The organism is Streptomyces sp. WG5 (assembly GCF_049974565.1).
Lineage (GTDB): Bacteria > Actinomycetota > Actinomycetes > Streptomycetales > Streptomycetaceae > Streptomyces.
The window spans coordinates 103,400-123,110 of sequence record NZ_JBNGGC010000020.1; the positions used below are offsets into that span (position 1 = coordinate 103,400).

At 73.8% G+C, this 19,711-nt stretch carries 11 protein-coding genes; 5 read left to right on the forward strand and 6 right to left on the reverse strand.

Features of this window, described 5'->3' with window-relative positions:
* Positions 1-35 precede the first annotated feature (35 nt).
* On the reverse strand, positions 36-449 hold the full coding sequence (locus ACP4IX_RS22220) for a DUF2809 domain-containing protein (RefSeq protein ID WP_426521915.1): 414 nt from the start codon (positions 447-449) through the stop codon (positions 36-38).
* A gap of 385 nt (positions 450-834) precedes the next feature.
* Here ACP4IX_RS22220 and ACP4IX_RS22225 point away from each other — a divergent pair, with 385 nt between their 5' ends.
* From ACP4IX_RS22225 to ACP4IX_RS22245, 5 genes are all read left to right on the forward strand, one after another.
* Positions 835-3,060 carry an MMPL family transporter gene (locus tag ACP4IX_RS22225; protein ID WP_426521914.1) on the forward strand — a complete coding sequence of 742 codons (2,226 nt, stop codon included), beginning with the start codon at positions 835-837 and terminating at the stop codon, positions 3,058-3,060.
* 98 nt (positions 3,061-3,158) lie between these two features.
* The gene (locus tag ACP4IX_RS22230) at positions 3,159-4,358 is read left to right on the forward strand and encodes a sensor histidine kinase (RefSeq protein WP_426521913.1); all 1,200 of its coding nucleotides are present in this window, start codon (positions 3,159-3,161) and stop codon (positions 4,356-4,358) included.
* Complete coding sequence (locus ACP4IX_RS22235) at positions 4,355-5,032, forward strand: response regulator (RefSeq protein WP_426521912.1); 678 nt, start codon at positions 4,355-4,357, stop codon at positions 5,030-5,032. Before ACP4IX_RS22230 ends, ACP4IX_RS22235 begins: the two co-directional genes overlap by 4 nt.
* Positions 5,033-5,102: 70 nt before the next feature.
* Positions 5,103-5,267, forward strand: coding sequence for a hypothetical protein (locus ACP4IX_RS22240; protein ID WP_426521911.1), 165 nt, complete (start codon positions 5,103-5,105; stop codon positions 5,265-5,267).
* Between the two features lie 169 nt (positions 5,268-5,436).
* Positions 5,437-5,655 carry an EF-hand domain-containing protein gene (locus tag ACP4IX_RS22245; RefSeq protein ID WP_426556457.1) on the forward strand — a complete coding sequence of 73 codons (219 nt, stop codon included), beginning with the start codon at positions 5,437-5,439 and terminating at the stop codon, positions 5,653-5,655.
* A gap of 287 nt (positions 5,656-5,942) precedes the next feature.
* On the opposite strand, the gene ACP4IX_RS22250 is transcribed toward ACP4IX_RS22245, so the two are convergent.
* From ACP4IX_RS22250 to ACP4IX_RS22270, 5 genes are all read right to left on the reverse strand, one after another.
* Entirely contained in the window at positions 5,943-7,049 is a 1,107-nt protein-coding gene (locus tag ACP4IX_RS22250; RefSeq protein ID WP_426521909.1) for a diiron oxygenase, read from the reverse strand.
* Positions 7,050-7,071: 22 nt separating this feature from the next.
* The gene (locus ACP4IX_RS22255) at positions 7,072-8,445 is read right to left on the reverse strand and encodes a hypothetical protein (RefSeq protein ID WP_426521908.1); all 1,374 of its coding nucleotides are present in this window, start codon (positions 8,443-8,445) and stop codon (positions 7,072-7,074) included.
* Positions 8,442-15,827, reverse strand: a complete 7,386-nt coding sequence (locus tag ACP4IX_RS22260; RefSeq protein ID WP_426556458.1) for an SDR family NAD(P)-dependent oxidoreductase — start codon at positions 15,825-15,827, stop codon at positions 8,442-8,444. The genes ACP4IX_RS22255 and ACP4IX_RS22260 overlap by 4 nt, the downstream gene beginning before the upstream one ends.
* A 149-nt stretch (positions 15,828-15,976) precedes the next feature.
* On the reverse strand, positions 15,977-18,334 hold the full coding sequence (locus tag ACP4IX_RS22265) for an MMPL family transporter (protein ID WP_426521906.1): 2,358 nt from the start codon (positions 18,332-18,334) through the stop codon (positions 15,977-15,979).
* A 124-nt stretch (positions 18,335-18,458) separates the two neighbouring features.
* Positions 18,459-19,391, reverse strand: a complete 933-nt coding sequence (locus tag ACP4IX_RS22270; RefSeq protein WP_426556459.1) for a short-chain dehydrogenase/reductase — start codon at positions 19,389-19,391, stop codon at positions 18,459-18,461.
* Positions 19,392-19,711: the final 320 nt, after the last annotated feature.

Genomic DNA, 19,711 nt, shown 5'->3' on the forward strand with positions numbered 1-19,711 from the left:
TCCGGCCGGCGGGCCGGCCGGGTCGACGACCTGCGTCACCGCCCCGTCCTGCGAGACGCCAGGACGAGCCATCCGGCGAACGCGCCGACCGCGTACCAGAACAGGTCCGGTGGGTTGAACGTGGAACCGAGGACCAAGCGGGCAGCTGTACTGCGCCGGGAGAGTTCCGCCGGCAGCTCGCTGAGCTGCAGGAGCTCCACCCCCCAGCTGACGGCCAGCGCGACCGCCCCGGCTTTCCACGCTGTCACCCGCGGGACGACCAGGACGACGAGGGCGACGATCAGCAGGGTGTACAGGGCGTCCCCGCCGTACTTGGCCACGTCTCCCGCCGCGGCGGCCCTGAGCCCCAGCCCCGCGCCCACGGTCACCGACGCGGCCGCGGCAGCCGACAGGCGCATCCGGTTCGTCCCGCTGTCGAAACCTGCACTGGTTCTGGAAGGCGCGGCCATACCGTCATTCTGCTGGACCGGCTCCGCCCCTCGGCAGCACCCTCGACGCACCCGCGTCCCGGGCGCGCCGCGGGGTGCGGCGTTCCTGCCGCGCGGAAGGGCAGGGTGAGCACGGGAAGCCACGGCCGAGCCGCGCACGCCCTCCGCCACTCGGTCACCTCTCCGTGGACTCCGGGACCACGCGTCGAGGCGGCTACGGCTCCCGCGTCCGCCCCCGCCGTCATCCTCAGGTAGGAGTACGGCCTCGTCGTCCCGCACCAGGCCGGTGTCCCGGCTGGTACCCGGTCACGAGCCCGCAAGGACAGCACTCGCACGATGCCCCGACAGGCCTCGGAAATGCAGCCTTGGTACCTACCTGAGACCTGACCTTGGAGAAACCCTTCTCGTGGCTACCTTCCTGTACCGACTGGGCCGTGCCGCCTTCCGGCGGCGCTGGCTCGTGACCCTGCTGTGGGCCGTGGTCCTCGGCGGCGTCGGCCTCGGCGCCGTCAAGGCCCCCGCCGCCGGTGACGACGGCACCTCGTTCATGCCGGGCATCGAGGCCCAGAAGGCGTTCGACCTCATCGGGGAGCGGTTCCCCGGCTCGGACGCCAACGGCGCCGACGCGCGCATCGTGTTCATCGCCCCCGACGGGGAGAAGGTGACCGCCGACGACCACCGCGCCGCCATCGACGAGCTGGTGTCCACGGCCGCCGAGGGCCCCCAGGTCGACAACGCCGTCAGCCCCTTCAAGGCCGGCGCGGTCAGCGAGGACGGCTCCACCGCGTACGCCACGGTGACGTACAAGGTCAAGGCAGGCGACCTGACCGACGCCGGCAAGGACGGCCTGGAGAAGGCCATCGGCGAAGCCCGTGCCTCGGGCCTCACCGTGGAGGTGGGCGGTACCGCGCTCGCCTCGCAGCCGGCCGCCGGCGGTTCGGCCGAGGCCATCGGCATCGCTCTCGCCGCCGTCGTCCTGCTGATCACCTTCGGTTCCCTGGCGGCGGCGGGGCTTCCGCTGCTCACGGCCGTCATCGGCGTGGGCGTCAGCATGTGCGCGATCCTCGCCCTCGGCAGCGCTCTCGGGCTGTCCATGACCACCGGCACGCTGGCCTCCATGCTGGGGCTCGCGGTCGGCATCGACTACGCCCTCTTCGTGGTCTCCCGTTACCGCGAGGAGCGCGCGAACGGCCGCGACCCGCGGGAGGCGGCGGGTCTCGCGGTCGGCACGGCCGGTTCCGCCGTGGTATTCGCCGGTCTGACCGTGATCATCGCGCTCGCCGGGCTGTCCGTGGTCGGCGTGCCGATGCTGACCAAGATGGGTCTGTGCGCCGCCGGAGCGGTCGCGATCGGCGTCCTGGTCGCGCTGACCCTGGTGCCCGCCCTGCTCGGGACGTGGCCGGACGCCGTCCTGTCCCGCAAGGTCCGCAAGGCGGGCAAGCGGAGCACCGCCGCCCGGCGTCCCGCCGGAGCCAAGGACAACGGCGGCACCCGGTGGGCCCGCTTCGTGATGCGCCGCCCCGTGGCCGTGCTGCTCCTGGGCGTCACCGGTCTGGGAGCCCTGGCCCTGCCCGCCACCCAGCTGGAGATGGGCATGCCCGGCGCCGAGGCCAAGCCCACGTCGACGACGGAACGACGCGCCTACGACGCGCTGGCCGACGGCTTCGGGGCCGGCTTCAACGGTCCGCTGACGATCGTCGCCGACGTCAGGGGCGCGGGGGACCCGAAGGCGGCCGCGACGACGATCGCCGAGCAGATCAAGGACACCGAGGGCGTCGTGTCCGTCACGCCCCCGCAGTTCAACGAGGCCGGTGACGCCGCGCTCTTCTCGGCGGTCCCGGCCACCGGCCCGAACGACGAGGCCACCAAGGACATCGTCCGGACCATCCGCGCCGAGCGCCCCGGCCTGGAGTCGGACACCGGCGCGACCTTCGAGGTCACCGGCAGCACCGCGATGAACATCGACGTCGCGCAGGCCCTGCAGGACGCTCTGGTGCCCTACCTGGCCGTCATCGTGCTGCTGTCCCTGCTGCTGCTCCTGGTGGTCTTCCGCTCCGTACTCGTGCCCGTCAAGGCGGCCCTCGGCTTCCTGCTGTCGGTGCTCGCCTCGCTCGGCACGGTCGTCGCGGTCTTCCAGTGGGGCTGGGGCGCCGAACTGCTGGGCGTCGAGCAGACCGGCCCGATCATGAGCCTCATGCCGATCTTCCTGGTGGGCATCGTCTTCGGTCTGGCCATGGACTACGAGGTCTTCCTCGTCGCCCGCATGCGCGAGGCGTACGTCCACGGCGAGCGCCCCGGCCAGGCGGTCGTCACGGGCTTCCGGCACAGCGCCCGGGTGGTCGTCGCCGCCGCGGTGATCATGATCGCGGTCTTCTCCGGCTTCGTCGGGTCCGGCGAGTCCATGATCAAGACGATCGGCTTCGGTCTCGCCGTCGCCGTGCTCTTCGACGCCTTCGTCGTCCGCATGGCGATCGTGCCCGCCGTCCTCGCCCTGCTGGGGGACAAGGCCTGGTGGCTCCCTCGATGGCTCGACAGGCTACTGCCCCGTGTCGACGTCGAGGGCACCGGACTCACCGAGCGGTCCACTCCCGCGGGCGGCGACCAGCGCCCCCGGGAACCGGTCCGCATCTGATCCACATCCCTCGCCGAGGGGCCGCGCTGCCGTCTCCCACGGCCGCGCGGCCCGTGTCTGTCACGATGTCCTCACAGGCCCGACCCGGAGAACGCACCATGAGCACACCTTGGCGACAACGGGCGGCGAGCCGTCCCCGGACGGCCGAGGCCGTCCTCCTCGTGTCGCTGTTCGCGATCGCCGTCTCCGGCTGTCTCCTGTCTTTGTCCGTGATGCCGGGACCGCCCCCGCTGTGGCCCGCCGTCGCCGTGTCCGCGCTCGCCTGTGCCGCACTGCCCCGGCGCCACGGCCATCCCCTCCCGGTGCTGGCGGTGACCGCGCTGAGCATGGTGGCCCTGGCCGCCATGGGACACCTCGTGACGGCCATGAACATGGGCCCGCTCATGGTCGCGCAGTACTCGGTCAGCCTGCGCACCGAGCGCCGGACGGCCTGGTACAGCGCGCTGGCGGTCACCGCGCTGATGGTCGTCTCCGGTCTGTTCCACGGCTCGCTTCGGGACCAGTGGATCATCGGCCTGGTCAATCCGGCGGCCTGGGTGCCGCTGTCCGCGGCGCTCGGCGGCTACGTGCGGGTCCGCCGCGAGTACGCCGCCGCGAGGGCCGAGCACATCGCCCGCGAGCGCGAGGAGGAGGCCCGACACCGCGTCGTCCAGGAACGTATGCGCATCGCCCGCGAACTCCACGACGTCGTCGCCCACCACCTCGCCCTGGCCAACGCTCAGGCGGGCACCGCCGCCCACCTCGCACGGGCCGATCCCGAGAAGGCGTACGAGATCCTGGGTGAACTCTCCGGGACCACCGCGGCGGCCCTGCGTGAACTCAAGGCCACCGTCGGACTGCTGCGCCAGGACACCGACACCGACGACGAGCTGGCGCCCGCGCCCGGCCTGGCGCAGCTGCCCGGCCTGGTGGCCGCCTGTGCGACGGCCGGCCTGGACGTGACCATCATCGAGGAGGGCCGGCCACGGCCGCTCGCACCGGGGCTGGACCTGACGGCGTACCGGATCGTCCAGGAGGCCCTCACCAACGTCACCAAGCACGCGGGCACCCGCACCGCGCGGGTGCGGCTCGCCCACACCCCTCACTTCCTCACCCTGACGATCACCAACGACACCGCCGGTCCCGTGCCCCGGCCCGGGTCCGGTCACGCTTCCGGGCGCGGCTTCGGGCTTCTCGGCATGCGCGAACGGGCCCTCGCCGCGGGCGGCACCTTCCGCGCGGGGCCCCGGCCGGAGGGCGGCTTCGAGGTCGTCTGCACCCTTCCCCTGCACGGCCACGCCGAAGGCACCGCCCCATGACCATCCGCATCCTGCTCGCCGACGACCAGGCCCTGCTGCGGGCCACCTTCCGCATCCTCATCGACTCAGACCCCGGTCTGACCGTCGTCGCGGAGGCCACCGACGGACGGGAAGCGATCGACCTCACCCGCCTCCACACGCCCGACGTGGTCCTCATGGACATCCGCATGCCCGGCACCGACGGTCTGACCGCCACCGCAGACATCTGCTCCCGACCGGAACTGGCCGCCACCCGGGTCCTGATCCTCACCACCTTCGAGAACGACGAGAACGTCGCCAAGGCCCTGCGCGCCGGGGCGAGCGGCTTCCTCGGCAAGGACGTGGGCCCGGACGTCCTGCTGGACGGCATCCGCACCGTGGCGGCCGGTGACTCCCTGCTCTCCCCCTCGGCCACCCGGGCGCTGATCACCCGTTTCCTGGCCACCCCGGTCGACGACGGGCCCCTCACGTCGCCGGAGCACCTCACCCTGCTCACCGACCGCGAGCGTGAGGTCATGGCGCTGGCCGCGCTCGGCAGGTCCAACCACGAGATCGCCGACCAGCTGGTGCTGAGCCCACTGACCGTGCGCAGCCACGTCTCCCGCGCGATGACCAAGCTCAACGCCCGCGACCGGGCCCAACTGGTCGTGATCGCCTACCAGAGCGGCCTGGTCCGTGCGAGCCCCGGCGGTTGACGCGCACACGGGTCCCTCGGATCGCCGGTGCGGGCGGCACACGACCGTCGCCGGTCTGCTGCGCGCGGGCGTGAGGAGCGGTGGGTTCCGCGCCGACGCCGATGTCGGCGCGGTGGTGGGCGCCCTGATCGGCTCGCCTCTCTGTCTGCTGCTGACCGGCCGGGGCGCCGAGGCACCGGTGCGGGCGGAAGGGCTGGTCCGCGCACTGCTGGACGGCCTGCGCGGCGCCTCGTAGCCGGTGAGGGGCGGCGCCACCGGGCGGGCCGGCCCGGCGATGTCCGGCGGGCGGTGCCTGACGGCCGTCTGCCGGGGCGGGCACGAGAGCCTGATCCCTCGGTCGCTCCGAGACCGGCGCGGGCGGATACGCTGGCGCCGGCATCGAAGATCACGAAAGGACGAGGTAGATGGCGGACATGGTGGAGAAGGCGGCGCGGAGCGTCTTCGAGCGCTACGACGTGGACGGTGACGGCTTGGTCACCGCGGACGAGTACCGGCGGGTCGTGGCGGAGCTGGAGGGCACCGAGATCACCGAGGCCCAGGCCCGGGGACTGATCGACTCGCTCGACACCGACGGTGACCGCCGGATGTCCTTCGACGAGTTCTGGGCGGGCATCAACCGCTGACATCGCCGGCCGGGCACGGAGCGGGCCGGTGCTCGGTCCCGACCGGTCCTCGTACCGGACCGGCAGGTGGTGGTGGTCCCGGGTCGCGGCGGGCGAACGCCGAGGACGCCGCGGGCGTCCCGTGCCGGAGCGGGCCGGTGTGCCGACGGCCGGAACGCGCGACGCCCCGCACGCGCCCGCCGCGGTCCACGGGCCGCGCGGGTGCGTGCGGGTCAGTGCCGGCGGCGACGCCGGTCAGTCCGTCGGTGTTCTCCCGTGGCCGGACCGTGGCGGGCGCCGTGGCGGCGTCACCGGCCCGCGTCCTCTCCCAAGGAGATCATCGCGGTGACCTCCGCCGTGCGCGCCGTCTCCTCGGCGGCGAACCGCTCCGCGTCCAGCGCCTCGGCGAGTTCGTCGTCCTGGCGCATCAGCCGGTCCAGGTCGCTCCCCCGCGCGTCCCCGTCACACAGGTCGGCGAACGCCTCCCGGACCTCGGGGCTCCACAGCCCGAGGTCCTTGACGCAGGGCGCGATCCGGGAGAACAACGCCCGGCGGAAGACTCGGAGGTAGTCGCTCTCCTCCGCGATGCGGACGGCCGCCGCACGGGGCACACCGAAGTTCTCCAGCACCTCGGTGCCGCGCAGCCGGCTCCGCATCAGGTGGCAGCCCTCGATGACGAATTCCTCGCGCTCGGCCAGTTCCTTCGCGGTCAGGCCCCGGTAGTGGTCCCTCATGGCCATCCGGCCGAACGCCACGTGGCGGGCCTCGTCCTGCATGACGTAGGCGAGCAGCTGCCGGGGAAGGGGCCGGCGGGTGGTGTCGCGCAGCAGCCCGAACGCCGCCAGCGCCAGCCCTTCCACGAGGACCTGCATGCCCAGGTACGGCATGTCCCAGCGGGAGTCGCGCAGCGTGTCGTCCAGCAGCGTGCGCAGACTGTCGTTGACCGGGTAGTTCAGGCCGATCTTCTCCCGCAGGAAACGGGAGAAGATCTCGACGTGGCGGGCCTCGTCCATGGTCTGGGTCGCCGCGAAGAACTTGGCGTCGAGGCCGGGCGTGGTCTCCACGATGCGGGCCGAGCAGATCATGGCGCCCTGCTCACCGTGCAGGAACTGGCTGAACTGCCAGGCGGCGACGTGCCGCCGCAGTTCGCCGCGCCGCTCGGGTCCCAGACGTTCCCAGTACGGAGTGCCGTACAGCGGGAGCGCCTCGTCGGGGGTGCCCAGGGGGTCGGCGGGATCCACGTCGAGCTGCCAGTCGATCCTGCGTACGGCGTCCCACTGCCGGTCCTTGCCGCGCTGGTAGAGCGCGAGCAGTCGTTCGCGGCCGTCGTCGTACTCCCAGGAGAAGGTGCTCGCCGCGCCGGCGGGAACGGTCCAGTGGCCGGCGGCGGACGGGGGCGGGGCGGGAGATGTCACGAGCGTCGTCCTCCTTCCGGTGCTACAGCGGCTGGTCGACGTGGTCGGGGGTGTAACGGACGGCGTGGGCGTAGGCGTCCAGCAGTCCCTGGAGCGGGCGTTCGGGGAGGCCGGGCTTCCACAGTTCCACCGCCATCTCTCCGTGGTAGAGCATCGGCCAGCGGACGTACAGCCTGGGATCCGCGGCATCGTTGACGGCCTGCGACCGGGCGGCGGTGTCGGCCGCCACGTCGGCCATCAGGTCGGTCCCGCAGCCGAAGCCGTACGGGTACAGCTCCCGGTTGGGCGGTACCGACTCGATGACCGCCGCGTCGGCCCGGTCGACTCCCACGTGGGCGTGCACGCCGCCGCGGATGAGCGGGGCCGTGCGCTCGCCGTCGGGGTCCACGACCCAGTGCCCGCTCGCCGACCGCCCGAGACGGACGGTGGGAACGGAGGAGAGCAGGGCGCACACCTCCCACGCCTCCACCGACGGCCCCTTGGGGTCGAGTCCCTCCGGGGCGAGGACCCGCAGGCGCTCGCCGCGGCTGCGGGGGTGGAGCACGGTGACCTCGTCCTCGCGCAGGTCCCGCTTGTCGACGTCCCAGCTGCCGGAGGCGGTGACCACGACGGCGTCGAGGCCGGGGTCGTAGAGGAACAGCATGCCCTCGCTGAGGCGCTTCCAGCCGAGGTACTCGCGGTACAGCGAGGCGAGGCCGTCCGAGACGTAGCGGTCGATGCGGACCGGTTCGGGGAGCAGGCCGAGCCGGCCCATGCGCCGCCCGGCCTCCGCCAGGTGTGCCGGTGCCGGGGAGGCGGCCCAGGCGGTGGCGGGCAGGGCGTCGCGGACCACGTCGTAGCGGTCGCCGACGTCCCGGGCGCAGGCGGCGGTGACCAGCCGGTCGCGGATCCGGTCGGCCGGTCTCCCGGTCTCGGTGGGATGGCCGCCTTCCAGGGTGAACAGAGTGGCTTCCCGCCCGCCACGGCCGACCAGGACCACGCGGGGGGCCGCCGTCCGGGCCATGACGGTCCGCCCGATCTCGACCGCTTCGGTGTGCGGCAGGCCGGCGAGCCCCTCGGGGACCTGGGCGACCACCACCGTCCGGCGCGAGCCGACGCGCAGCCCGAGTTCGCCGCACGTCCGGGCGCTCAGCGGTGGGCTCTGCTCGGGAACCCGGTCGGGCAGGGGCTGCGGACCGGTGGGGATGTGCGTGACGATCAGCAGCAGGTCGACGTCGCCGTGCGACGACTCCACGACGGCGTGTCCCTGTTCTTCGAACGCCGCGGTGAGCTGGCGGACGAAGACGTCCAGCGCGGTGTCGTCCGGGTGGGGCCGACCGGCGACCTGCACGACCAGCGGCCGCCACCACGGCAGTTCGTCGAGCTTCACCGCCGGGCGGTCCGGGAGGCCGGTCATCGGGAACCTCCGGCGGCCATCGGCAGGATCCGGCGTGCCAGATCGTCGAGGCAGCTCGCCGCCATGAATTCCAGCGCGGGGATGTTGCATCCCAGCGCCCGGTCCACGGCGACGGAGAGCTCGACGACCATGAGCGAGTCGAGTCCCAGCTGGTCCAGTTTGCAGGTGCGGTCGACGCGCTCGGGGGTGGTCTGCAGGACCTCGGCCACCAGCGCGGCCAGTTCCTCGGAGACCACTTCCGCCGCCTCGTCGTCGCCGAGCGCGGCGAGCCTGGAGCGCAGCGCCTCGGCGCGGCCGACCCCCGTGCGTCCGGCGGCCCGACGGCACGCGGCGAAGGCCGGCGGGTTCAACCCGGCGAGCAACTGGCCCATCCGCTCCCAGTCCACCCGGCCGAACACCCCGACGTCGGGACCGTGTTCGAGTTGTCTCTCGAACGCCTGCCAGATCTCCTCCGGCGTGACCGAGCCGAAACCCAGGCGTTGCAGCGTCTGTTCGAAACCGGTGCGGACGACAAAGCCGGTCTCGGCGACACCGCCCAGGACCTGGGCGGACCCCGGCAGGCCCTGGGCGCGCCGTTGCCGGACCAGGGCCTCCAGGTAGGCGTTGGCGGCGACGTAGGCGCCCTGGAGCTTGTTGCCGGCCAGGGCGGCCACCGAGGAGCACACGTGGAAGAAGTCCAGCTCGCGGTCCAGGGTGAGTTCGGACAGTACGGCGGCTCCGCGCACCTTGGGGTGCAGGACGGCGTCGAAGCGTTCGGCCGTCAGCTGGGCGAGCGGGGCGTCGTCGAGGACCATCGCCGCGTGCAGGACGCCCCGCACCGGACGGCCCGCGTCGTCGGCGTCGGCGATCGCCCGCCGCATCGTCTCGCGGTCGGCCACGTCGCCGGCGAGCGTCGTCACCCGTGCCCCGGCCGTCGCGAGCCGTTTCAGCAGCGCGGGCGCCTCGGGAGCGTCCGCGCCCCGCCGGCCGACCAGGATCAGATGCCGGGCTCCCCGGCGCACCAGGTGCTCCGCCAGCGCTGCCCCGAGTCCGCCCAGACCTCCGGTGACCAGGTAGCTGCCGGTGGCGTCCAGGGCCGCCGGGAGCACCGGCTGCTCCACCGGGACCGGCCCGCCGAGTTCGACGACGATCTTGCCCAGGTGTCTGGAGTGGCGCAGGGAGCGGAACGCCTCGGGCACCGCGTCGGCGGAGTGGACCTGGTGGGGCAGCGGCCGGTACCGGCCGTCGGTGACCCGGCGGCAGAGTTCGGTGAACTCCTCGGCCGCGACCTTCGGCAGCTGCTCGGGGAGGGTCGCCACGTCGACGCCGAAGTAGGCGATGTTGCGCCGGAAAGGCCCCAGGAGGACGGGGGTGTTGGCGTACAGGTCGCGCTTGCCGAGTTCGACGAACCGGCCGCCGGGGCTCAGGCATTCCAGACCGCGTGCGATGGCCTCGCCCGCAAGCGAGTTGAGCACCACGTCCACACCGCGTCCGTCGGTCAGTTCACGGACGTCCTCGGCGAAGCGCAGGTCCCGCGAGTTCAGGACGTGCCGCACACCGAGCATCCGCAGCAGGTCGCGCTTGGCCGGCGTACCGGCGGTCGCGACGACCTCGGCGCCGACGGACGACGCGTACTGCAGGGCGGCCATGCCCACGCCACCGGCCGCTCCGTGGACCAGCACCCGCTCTCCGGCGCGCAGGCGCGCCAGACGCTCCAGCCCGTACTGGACGGTGAGGAAGACCGCGGGCAGGGTGGCCGCCTCGGCGAAGGACATCCGCTCCGGGACCCGTCCCAGCTGCTCGGCCCGGACGGTGACGTGCGAGGCGAGCCAGCCCACTCCGCTGCCGAAGACGCGGTCACCGGGGGCGAGGCCGGTCACTCCCGCTCCGACGGCGACCACCTCACCGGCGCCCTCCAGCCCCAGAGCGGGTCCCTGGAGACCGGGTGCCGGCCGGTCGTCGGGGATCAGACCGGTGGCGAGCATCACGTCGCGGTAGTTCAGGGCGGCGGCCCGTACGGCGACCAGCACCTCGCCTGCCGAGGGAACGGGGACGTCCTGCGGTTCCCAGACCAGACGGTGGGCCATGCCGGGGTCGCGCAGGCTCAGCCGGTACCCGTCGGTCTGCCGGCGGACCGGCGGCGCGGCCGGGGTGAACCGGGGGACGAAGCGGCCGGCCCCGGTCAGGACGATCTCCCGTTCGGCCCCGGGGTCGTGCAGTTCGGCGAGCAGCCGCGCCGCGTCCCGTCCGGTGTCTCCCGAGCGTTCCAGCGAGATCATCCGCACCTCGGTCGCGGGGTACTCGCTGGCGATGGTGCGGCCGAGCGCCCAGAGGGCGGCGGCCTCGGGTGCCTGGGGGCGTTCCGGGGCCGGGAAGAGACCGGTCGGAGGCAGGATCAGCCACACCGAGGCTTCCCGGCAGGTGTCGAGGGCGGCCATCACGTCCCGGATGCGGCAGGCGGCGCGGGTGATCGCGGCGGCCGGGTCGGACGCCGGGGCGGTGGGGCCGGCCGGGTAGGCGGGGTCCAGCAGCAGGGCCACGCGCACGGAGGCGTCGGGCCCGGAGGGCACCGTCGCGGCCCAGTCCGTCACGTCCAGCGGCAGGGCCCGGGTGCCGAGCGCCTCGGCGAGGGGGCCGGACAGTGCGTCGGGGGCGGCCGCCGCCACCAGCCACCGGGCGGCCGGTGGCGCCGCCGCGGCGGGCGCCGGGCAGGTGGTGGCGGGGCCGGCCGCGCGCCGGGCGAGGATCACCGAGTCGCTCGCGCGTTCCACGTCCGGTGCCTCCCCGGTGCAGGCCACTGCGTCGAATCCGTGGGCGCCGAGCAGTTCCTTCCACTGCTCACGGGTGAGGAGGGGCGAGTCCTGCCGCAGGGCGGTGTCCGTGTAGTCCCAGTAGTCGTCCAGCACGCCGAAGAAGGTGGACACCCAGTCGCTGTCGTGGCTCTCCAGCGCCAGCAGCATGCCTTCGTCGGCGAGCAGCACGGCGAGCCGGCCGACGGCGGCGGCCAGGTCCTTGGCGGTGTGCAGCGCGTTGGCGGCGATCACCACGTCGAACTCGTGTGCCCGCATGCTCTGTTCGGCGGGGTCGCGGTCGAGATCGAAGGTGGTGTACTCGACGAAGTCGTAGGCGGCGAACCGGGCCTTCGCCTTCCCCAGGAAGCCGGCCGAGCGGTCGGTGAACACGTAACGGGTGCGCTCGGGGGGCAGTACGGGCAGCAGCGCGGCGGTCATGCCGCCGGTCCCGGCTCCCACTTCCAGGATGCGCAGGGGGCGGTCGGCGGGCCAGTGCCCGACCATCGCTTCCAGCAGCTCCGCGGCGTAGGCGCTGTGCAGGCGCAGGTGGGGTGCGTTGCCGTAGAGCTGGGTGAGGAAGTGCTGGTCGGCCTCGCCGAAGAGGACCTCGCGGGGGTCGTCCTCTCCGCGCAGCAGGCGGGCGAGTCGCAGCCCGACGCGCAGACCCGGCAGGGTCAGGGTCAGCGCGTCGGGCAGATCGGCGAGCAGGGGGCGGATCCGGTCCAGGGGGCCTGTGGCGGTGTCCTGTCCGGTCAGCCGCCAGCGATCACGGGGGGTCCGCTCGGCGAGGCCGAACGCGCACATGGTCGTGGCCAGCCGGCGGAGGTAGGGCCGGTACCCCGGCAGCGCACCGGCTTCGCACAGGTCGTCGAGGCCGAAGTCCGGCCTGCCCGGGAGGAGCGTCTCGACGGCACGCCGGGCGAACAGTGCCGCGATCTCCCCGGTCCGGGCCGCCACCTGCTCGTAGTGGTCGTCGATGCTGTCGCGCAGGCGCGCGCGGGCGGGGGCCGTCCGTGTCATCAGCTCGGCGGGAGCGGGCAGCCGCACCGGCGCGGCGCCGCCCCGTGGCGCCGCCCGCAGGACGAGTTCCTGCAACGCGGCGGGGGTGCCGTCGTGCAGGTCGAACCGGCGCAGCCGGCAGCCTTCCAGTTCCATGCAGACCCGGCCGTCCCGGTCCGTCAGCGACACGTCCCAGACGGCTTCCCGGCCGGTCGCCCTGACGAGCCGCAGGTGCAGATGCCCCTCGGACGCCGGCGGGTGCCACAGGCGCACGGCCGTCAGCTCGGCGGGCAGGAAGAGCGCGTCTCCCGTCCGTGCGGCCAGCAGCGGGGCTCCGGCCTGGAGGGCGCCGTCGGTGATCACCGGGTGGGCGAGGTAGCCGTCGGTGCTCTGGTCGGTGCGGTAGGAGGCCAGCAGTTCCCCCTCGCCGAGCCGGAACTCGGTGAGGACCTGGAAGGCCGGACCGTGCGTGATGCCGCTGGCGGCCAGGCCCCGGTAGTGCGCGTCGGCGGGCACGGGGTCGGGGTGGAGCCGGGCACGCAGCGCGGCCAGGTCGAGGGGGGCGGGCGCCGGGCGCAGGAGGCGGCGCACCCGTCCCTGCGCATGGTGCTGCCAGGGTGCGTCCTGTCCGGTGCGGCCGGCGATGGCCACAGTCCCGGTCCGCGGGTCCAGACCGGTCTGGAGCAGCAGGTCGTCGGTGCTGTCCTCGCCGGGCAGGAGGCAGGCGCTGGTGATCGAGAGGTCGGTGACTTCCAGCGCGGTCGTGTCGAGGAGGTGGTGACCGGCGGCGAGCGCGGCTTCGAGGTGTCCGGTGGCCGGAAGCACGGTGGTCCGGCCGATCCGGTGCTCGGACAGCCAGGGGCTGCGTACCGTGCTCAGCACGCCGTGCCAGGCGGGTCCGGCCGTGACGGCACGCTGCCCGAGCAGCGGGTGCAGGGGTACACCGTCGCTGGTGATGCCGGACCACCAGCCGGGCTCGGCCTCCCAGTACCGCTCCCGCTGCCACGGGTAGGCGGGCAGTTCCACCGGTGGTGCCGGCCGGGGGAAGTGCACGTCGGTGTCGACGTCGGCCCCGGCGGCCAGCAGGTGGGCGACGGTTCCCCTGAGGGCCGCCGGGCCGTCGGCGCGCCGGGAGCCGGTTCTCACCACCGCGGCGGGCGAGGTGCCGCCCTGGGTCAGCCGGCGCAGGTAGGGGCCGAGCACGGAGTGCGGGCCGATCTCGACGAAGACGTCGAAGCCCTCGGCGGCCAGCGCCTCGACGGCCGGGGCGAACCGCACGGGCTCGCGGACGTTCCGCCACCAGTACTCGGCGTCCAGCGGGCCGGCGTCCCAGAGGCGGCCGGTCACCGTGGAGGCGTACGGCATCGTGGGTTCGGTGGACGGGAGGCCGGCCAGGCCGCTGAGCAGGGCTTCCCTGATGGGGTCCATGGCGGCGCTGTGAAAGGCGTGGTCGAGGTCCAGCTCGCGGGCGAACACGCCGCGCTCCTGCACGGTCCGGCTGAGGAGTGCCACGTCGGCGCCCGGTCCGGCGACCGTGGTGTCGGTCCTGCTGTTGACCCCGGCCAGTTCGAGCCGGCCGCCGTACGCGGCGAGTTCGGCCGTCAGTGCTTCCTCGGCCAGTCCGACGGCGGCCATGCGCCCCGTGCCGGCCGTGGCTTCCTGGGCCCGGCTCCGCGCGGCGACCACGCGGGCGGCGGACTCCAGGTCGAGCGCTCCGGCCACGCAGGCCGCGGCGAGCTCGCCGACGCTGTGACCGACGACGGCCCGCGGCCGCACACCGTGTGCGCGCAGTGCTTCGACGATCCCGAGCTGGTAGGCGAACAGCAACGGCTGGGCCACTTCGGTGGACCTCAGCCGCCCCGCGTCGCCCGCCGCCAGCGCGTCGACGACGGACCATCCCAGCAGTCCGTCGAGTACGTCCGCGACGTCCTCCACGGCCCGCCGGAAGGCCGGTTCGGTGCGCAGCAGCTCGGCTCCCATGCCGGGCCACTGCGACCCGTTCCCGGAGAAGGCGAACGCCACACGGCCGTGCGCCACCGCTCTGGCCGTGGCCGAGCCCGGTGCCGGGCGTTCTCCGTGGGCGGCTGCCGTCAGGGCGGACGCCGCCTCCTGTCCGGTCCCGGCCAGCACCACGGTGCGGTGCTCGTGCCGGGCCCGCCGCCGCGTCGTGGTGTGGGCGATGCCGTAGAAGGTGCTCGCGTCGGCTTCCTCGAGTCGCTCGGCCAGCCGGCCGCACGCCTCGGTGAGGGCGCCCGGGCCCCGGGCGGTCACCATGACGGGCAGTGGGCCACAGGCCGCCGCCCGAGGGCCGGGAACGGACGGGGCGGGGCCCAGCAGCACATGCGCATTGGCACCGCCGAAGCCGAACGAGTTGACGCCGACCACCGCGTCGGGGGACACCTCCACGCGGTGCGGCCGGACGGTGGGGCTGAGGTTGAGGTCCTGGAAGCCGATGCGCGGGTTCAGCGGCTGGGCGTGCAGGGTGGGCGGCACCAGGCCGTGGCGCAGCACCAGGATGGCCTTCAGCAGGCCGGGCACTCCGGAGGCGGGTTCCAGGTGCCCCAGATTGGTCTTCACCGACCCGATGGGCAGCGGGCCGACGGTGCGCCGGGTCCCGAGCGCGCGGCCGATGGCCTCGCACTCGATGGGGTCGCCGATGGCGGTGCCGGTACCGTGGGCCTCGACGTAGACGAGACGGTCCGGGTGCACCGAGGCCGCGGCGTAGGTGGTCGTCAGCAGGCTCTGCTGCGCCGTCCTGTTCGGCAGGGCGATGCCCGGGGTGCGGCCGTCGTTGTTGGCACCGCTGCCGAGGATGACCGCGTGGACGCGGTCGCCGTCGGCCAGGGCGTCGGGCAGCCGTTTGAGCAGCAGCAGGCCGCCGCCCTCGGAGCGGACGTAGCCGTCCGCGTCCGCCGAGAAGGCCCGGCACCGGCCGGTGGGCGACAGCATCGACGCGGCGGAGAACCCGGCGAACACGCGGGGGTCCAGGAGGATGTTGACGCCGCCCGCGAGGGCCAGCCGGGTGCGGCCGGCGCACAGGTGCTCGTACGCCCGGTGGACCGCGGTCAGCGCCGAGGAGCAGGCCGTGTCGAGCGCGAAGCTCTCCCCGTGCCAGTCCAGCAGGTGCGAGATGCGGTTGGCGGTGTTGGCCAGGGCGATGCCCGTCATCGAGTGGACGTCGCCCCTGCCGGGCCTGGCCTGCGCGAGACGGCCGAAGTCGTGGCTGGAGCAGCCGACGAAGACCGCGCCGTCGGTCCCCGCGCAGGTCGCCGGGTCCACACCCGCGTCGTCCAGCGCCTCGACCGCCAGTTCCAGCAGCATCCGCTGCTGGGGGTCCATGTGCTGCGCCTCTCGCGGGGAGATGCCGCGGAAGTACTCGCAGTCGAAGCCCTGGATGTCCGGCAGGAAGCCGCCGGCCACGGTGTAGGAGCGTCCGGGCCGGCGCCGGCCCCCGTCCAGGAAGTCCGCCGCGTCGAACCGGTCCGGTGGGACTTCGCCGACCAGGTCGTCTCCCTTGACCAAGGCGGTCCAGAGTCCGGCCAGGTCACTGATGCCACCCGGAAGTCGGCAGGCGGTGCCGATCACGGCGACGGCTTGAGCCAGCTCGGTCATGGAGCTCCTCACGATGATTGTCGGTAGGTCGGTTGGTCGGTTGGTCGGTAGGTCGGTAGGTCGGTAGGTCGGTTGGTCGGTAGGTCGGTTGGTCGGTAGGTCAGCCGTCAGGCGGGCAGGAGGGGAGGCCGTCCGGATCCGGGCGGCGGTCACCCTGTCTCCGCCTCGGCGGGTCGACGTGCGGGGGCGGAGCGCCGGCGCAGCGTCGGCGTCCACCAGTTGGCCCCGCCCGCCATCTGCATCACCGCCGGGACGAGGACGCCCCGCACGACGGTGGCGTCGAGGACGACGATCGCGGCCATCGTGGCGCCGAGGACCACCAGGAGGCTGACCTGGGACAGCATCAGGGCGCCCATGCTGACGGCGACCACCAGAGCGGCGGCGGTGAACAGCCGCCCGGTGTGTTCGACGCCGAACACGATGGAGGCGGTGTTGTGGCGGGTCCGGCGCCATTCCTCCGCCATGCGGGAGACGAGGAGGACCTCGTAGTCCACGCAGAGGCCGAACGCCAGGGCGGCGGCGAGCAGCGGCATGGTGATCTCCAGCACGCCCTCACCCCCTCCGGCCGGCGGTCCGAGGATCTGCCACCGCTGGAAGAGCAGGACCATCAGTCCGAGCGCCGCACCGATGGCCAGAGCGCCCAGGAGCGCGGCCTTGAGCGCGACGAACAGGCTTCTGGTGAAGAGGAGCAGCATGCCGAACACACCGCTGAGCATCAGCGTCGACCACCAGGGCAGCGCGGCCGTCACGGCCTGCCGGGTGTCGGCGAGATGGACGGCGGTCCCCGCGACCTGCGCGGGCCCCGGCGCCGGAGTACCGCGCACCGCGTCGACGAGCGCCGCGGTGCTCCTCGACTGGACGGGTTCCGCCGCGAACACCACCACCAGCGTCCCGCGCTGCGGGGTCGCCTCGGTGGGCCGTTCCTCGGTGAGCCTGCCGTGGGCGTAGTCCCCCGCCACGGTACTCACCCGGGCCGCACCGGGCAGTGCCGCCAGACGTCGCGCGTAGGCATCCAGCTCGGCCGCCCCGGCCACCGGGTCCGTTCGAGGCAGCACCACGGACAGTTGCCGGTCGGGCGGGTGGGGGAAGTCCGCGCGGACTTCCCCGGCGGCGGTCCGCGCCTCGGCATGGGCCGGCAGGACGGACTCGTCCATCAGGGCGGGCCGGAGCTCGGTGACGGGCGCGGCCAGCCCGAGCAGCAGGGCGGCCCCGGCCGCCGTCCACAGCACCGGCCGTCCGGTCACCGTGAGCGCGACCCGGCGCCACGCCGGGCTCACCGAGGGGTCGGTGGGGGGACGGCTCCACGGCGGACGGCGGGACGTGTGCGACCGGTCGAGCCGACCGCCCAGGGCGGCCACCAGGGCGGGAATCAGGAACAGGGTGCCCGCCGCGCAGAACGCGACGACCACGAGCGACGCGATCGCCAGCGAACGGATCAGTCCCAGGGGGAACACGAGCAGCGCCGCCATGCACCAGGCCATGGTCAGGGCGCAGAACATCACGGCCCGGCCGGTGGTGGACATCGCCCGCCCCACCGCCTCCTCCGCGCCCAGGCCGCGGTTCCGCTCCTCGCGGTAGCGCGAGAGGGTGAACAGGGCGTAGTCGACGGCGAGGCCGAAGCCGAGGGCACAGCTGAGGTTGACGGCGAAGACCGAGACCGGTGTCAGCCTGGTCGCGACCGCCAGCAGGGCCACGGCTCCCGACATCGCGGTCGCACCGATCGCCAGGGGGACGAGCGTGGCGCCCAGGGAGCCGAAGGCCAGCACCAGGACCAGGAACGTCACGGGCAGGTTGAACAGCTCCGAGCGCAGCAGGTCGCGCTCCGCCTGGTCGGTGGCGGTCACGTTGACCCACGCGGGACCGCTCACCGACAGCGTCAGTTCCGGGGCCGCGGAGCGCAGGGCCGGCACCAGGGTGCGGGCGGTGCGGGCGGCCTCGGACTCGCCGCCTTCGAGGTCGATACGCACCAGGGCGCCGCGTTCGTGGGACGCGCGGAGGGGGGCCAGTCCGGTGGTCCAGTACGACAGTGCCGACGCGACACCCGGGGACCGGGCGGCGCGTTCGGTCAGCCGCCGTCCCCGCTCCGCCACCTCGGGGGCGTCGACCGAGCGGTCGGACCGGGCGTAGAGGACGAGGTCCGGCGTGCCGGCGGCGAACTGCCGGGCGGTGTTCTCGGCGCGCCGGGCGGCCGTGCCGTCAGCGCTGTATCCGCCGTTGGACCACTGGGTGCCTCCGCTCAGGCCGACGAGGGCGCACAGGGTGAGCAGGCAGGCCGCCGAGCCGAGCACGACCCAGCAGTGCCGGAACGACCACCGCGCCACCGCGCCCAGCCGCGCTGCTCCCTTCTCGGCCCCGTCCTCGTCCGCGGGCGGCCCCGGGCGGGCCGGGGCTGCGCGCTCGGCGGAGGTGAAGGAGGCCCTGACACGTGCGCCGAGGCGCGCGGTGAGGCGGCGTGCCGGCGTCGCGCCGTTCGCGGACCCGCTCGCAGCGGTCGCCTTGTCGGACATCGGCCGCACCGTCCCTTCGGATGGCCGGGTGCTTGCTGACGCGTCGTCTGCCGGGCCGGGGCCCGCCCCGCGCCCTGTGCGGCCGGACACCGCGGGTGCCGGCCGGTGCGGAGGACATGGGTGCTCACTCCGGTTCGGGGGGCGCCGGCACGGTGGGCGAGCCGGCGTGCGGCGGTCCCGGCGTCGGGGCCGGTGGGTGCGGGGTGGTCGCGGACGCTCCGTTCTCGAGCGCTCGCAGGATCGACTGGAAGCCGGTGTTGCGGATCAGGAGGCGATCGCAGAGGGGGTTGACCACGCCACGCAGGATCCCGACCGGCTGCCAGCGACGGGGCACCGTGATGCTCGCGGTACGCCGTTCGATTCCCTGCACCACACGCAGCGCAACGGCTTCCGCGGGAATCGACGCGGCGAAGGCACGGGGAAAGCCGGTTTCACGCATCCTCGTGGCCAGATCGTCGCCTCCGAAGACCGGTCGGGTCATCTCGGTCGCCACCCATCCCGGGTAGAGGACACCGGCGGTGGCCCCGTCAGTGCTCAGCTCGACTCGCAGAGCCCGGGCGAACTGCTCGACCGCGGCTTTGGAGGCCGCGTAGGCGCAGTTCACGACGCCGTTGACGTAGGCGTAGACGGACGCGTTGACCAGGACGTGACCGCGATGGGCGCGGATCTGGGGCAACGCCGCCCGCGCGGTGCGCCAGACGCCCAGGAGGTTCACCTCGATCACGCGCTCGAACGTCGCGGGATCGACGGTGGCGACCGTGGCGGGACGCGCCGGGGCGATGCCCGCGTTGGCGAAGACGACGTCGAGCCTGCCGAAGCGGTCCACGGTACGGGCCACCGCGTCGTCCAGTGCCGCCCGGTCCGTCACGTCCACGCTCAGGGGCAGCGTTCCCTCTTCCCCCAGTTCGCGCGCCAGCGCCGCGACCGAGGAAGCAGTGCGGCCGGCCAGCACCAGGTTCGCGCCCCGGGCACGCAGGGCGCGGGCACAGGCTGTTCCGATGCCGCCGGCGGCGCCGGTGATGAGCACGGTCTTGCCGGCGAGTGGGTAACGAGGCATGGACGACGCCCTCATCCACGTGGTCGGCGCGCCGCGCCGAGGGCCGTCGGCGCCATGGCCTCGGCGGGGTCCGGCGGCACCGCGTGCTCTCGCCACCGCCGTGCGGCGTCCGCCGCCATGTGATCCAGCGGGCGGTGCCCCTCGTGCGGAGTCAGATGCATGCCGTCCCCCTGCCCTCTTCTTCATTTCTCCCGGACCGCTGACCGTGCGACTCGCGGGACCACCGAGTCGTGGTCACTCGCGCGCCGGTCGCCGCCCCATCGTCGAAGAGGAGAACCGTCCGTCGCCTCGGATCGGCCCCTTCGGCCCCGATGGAATGA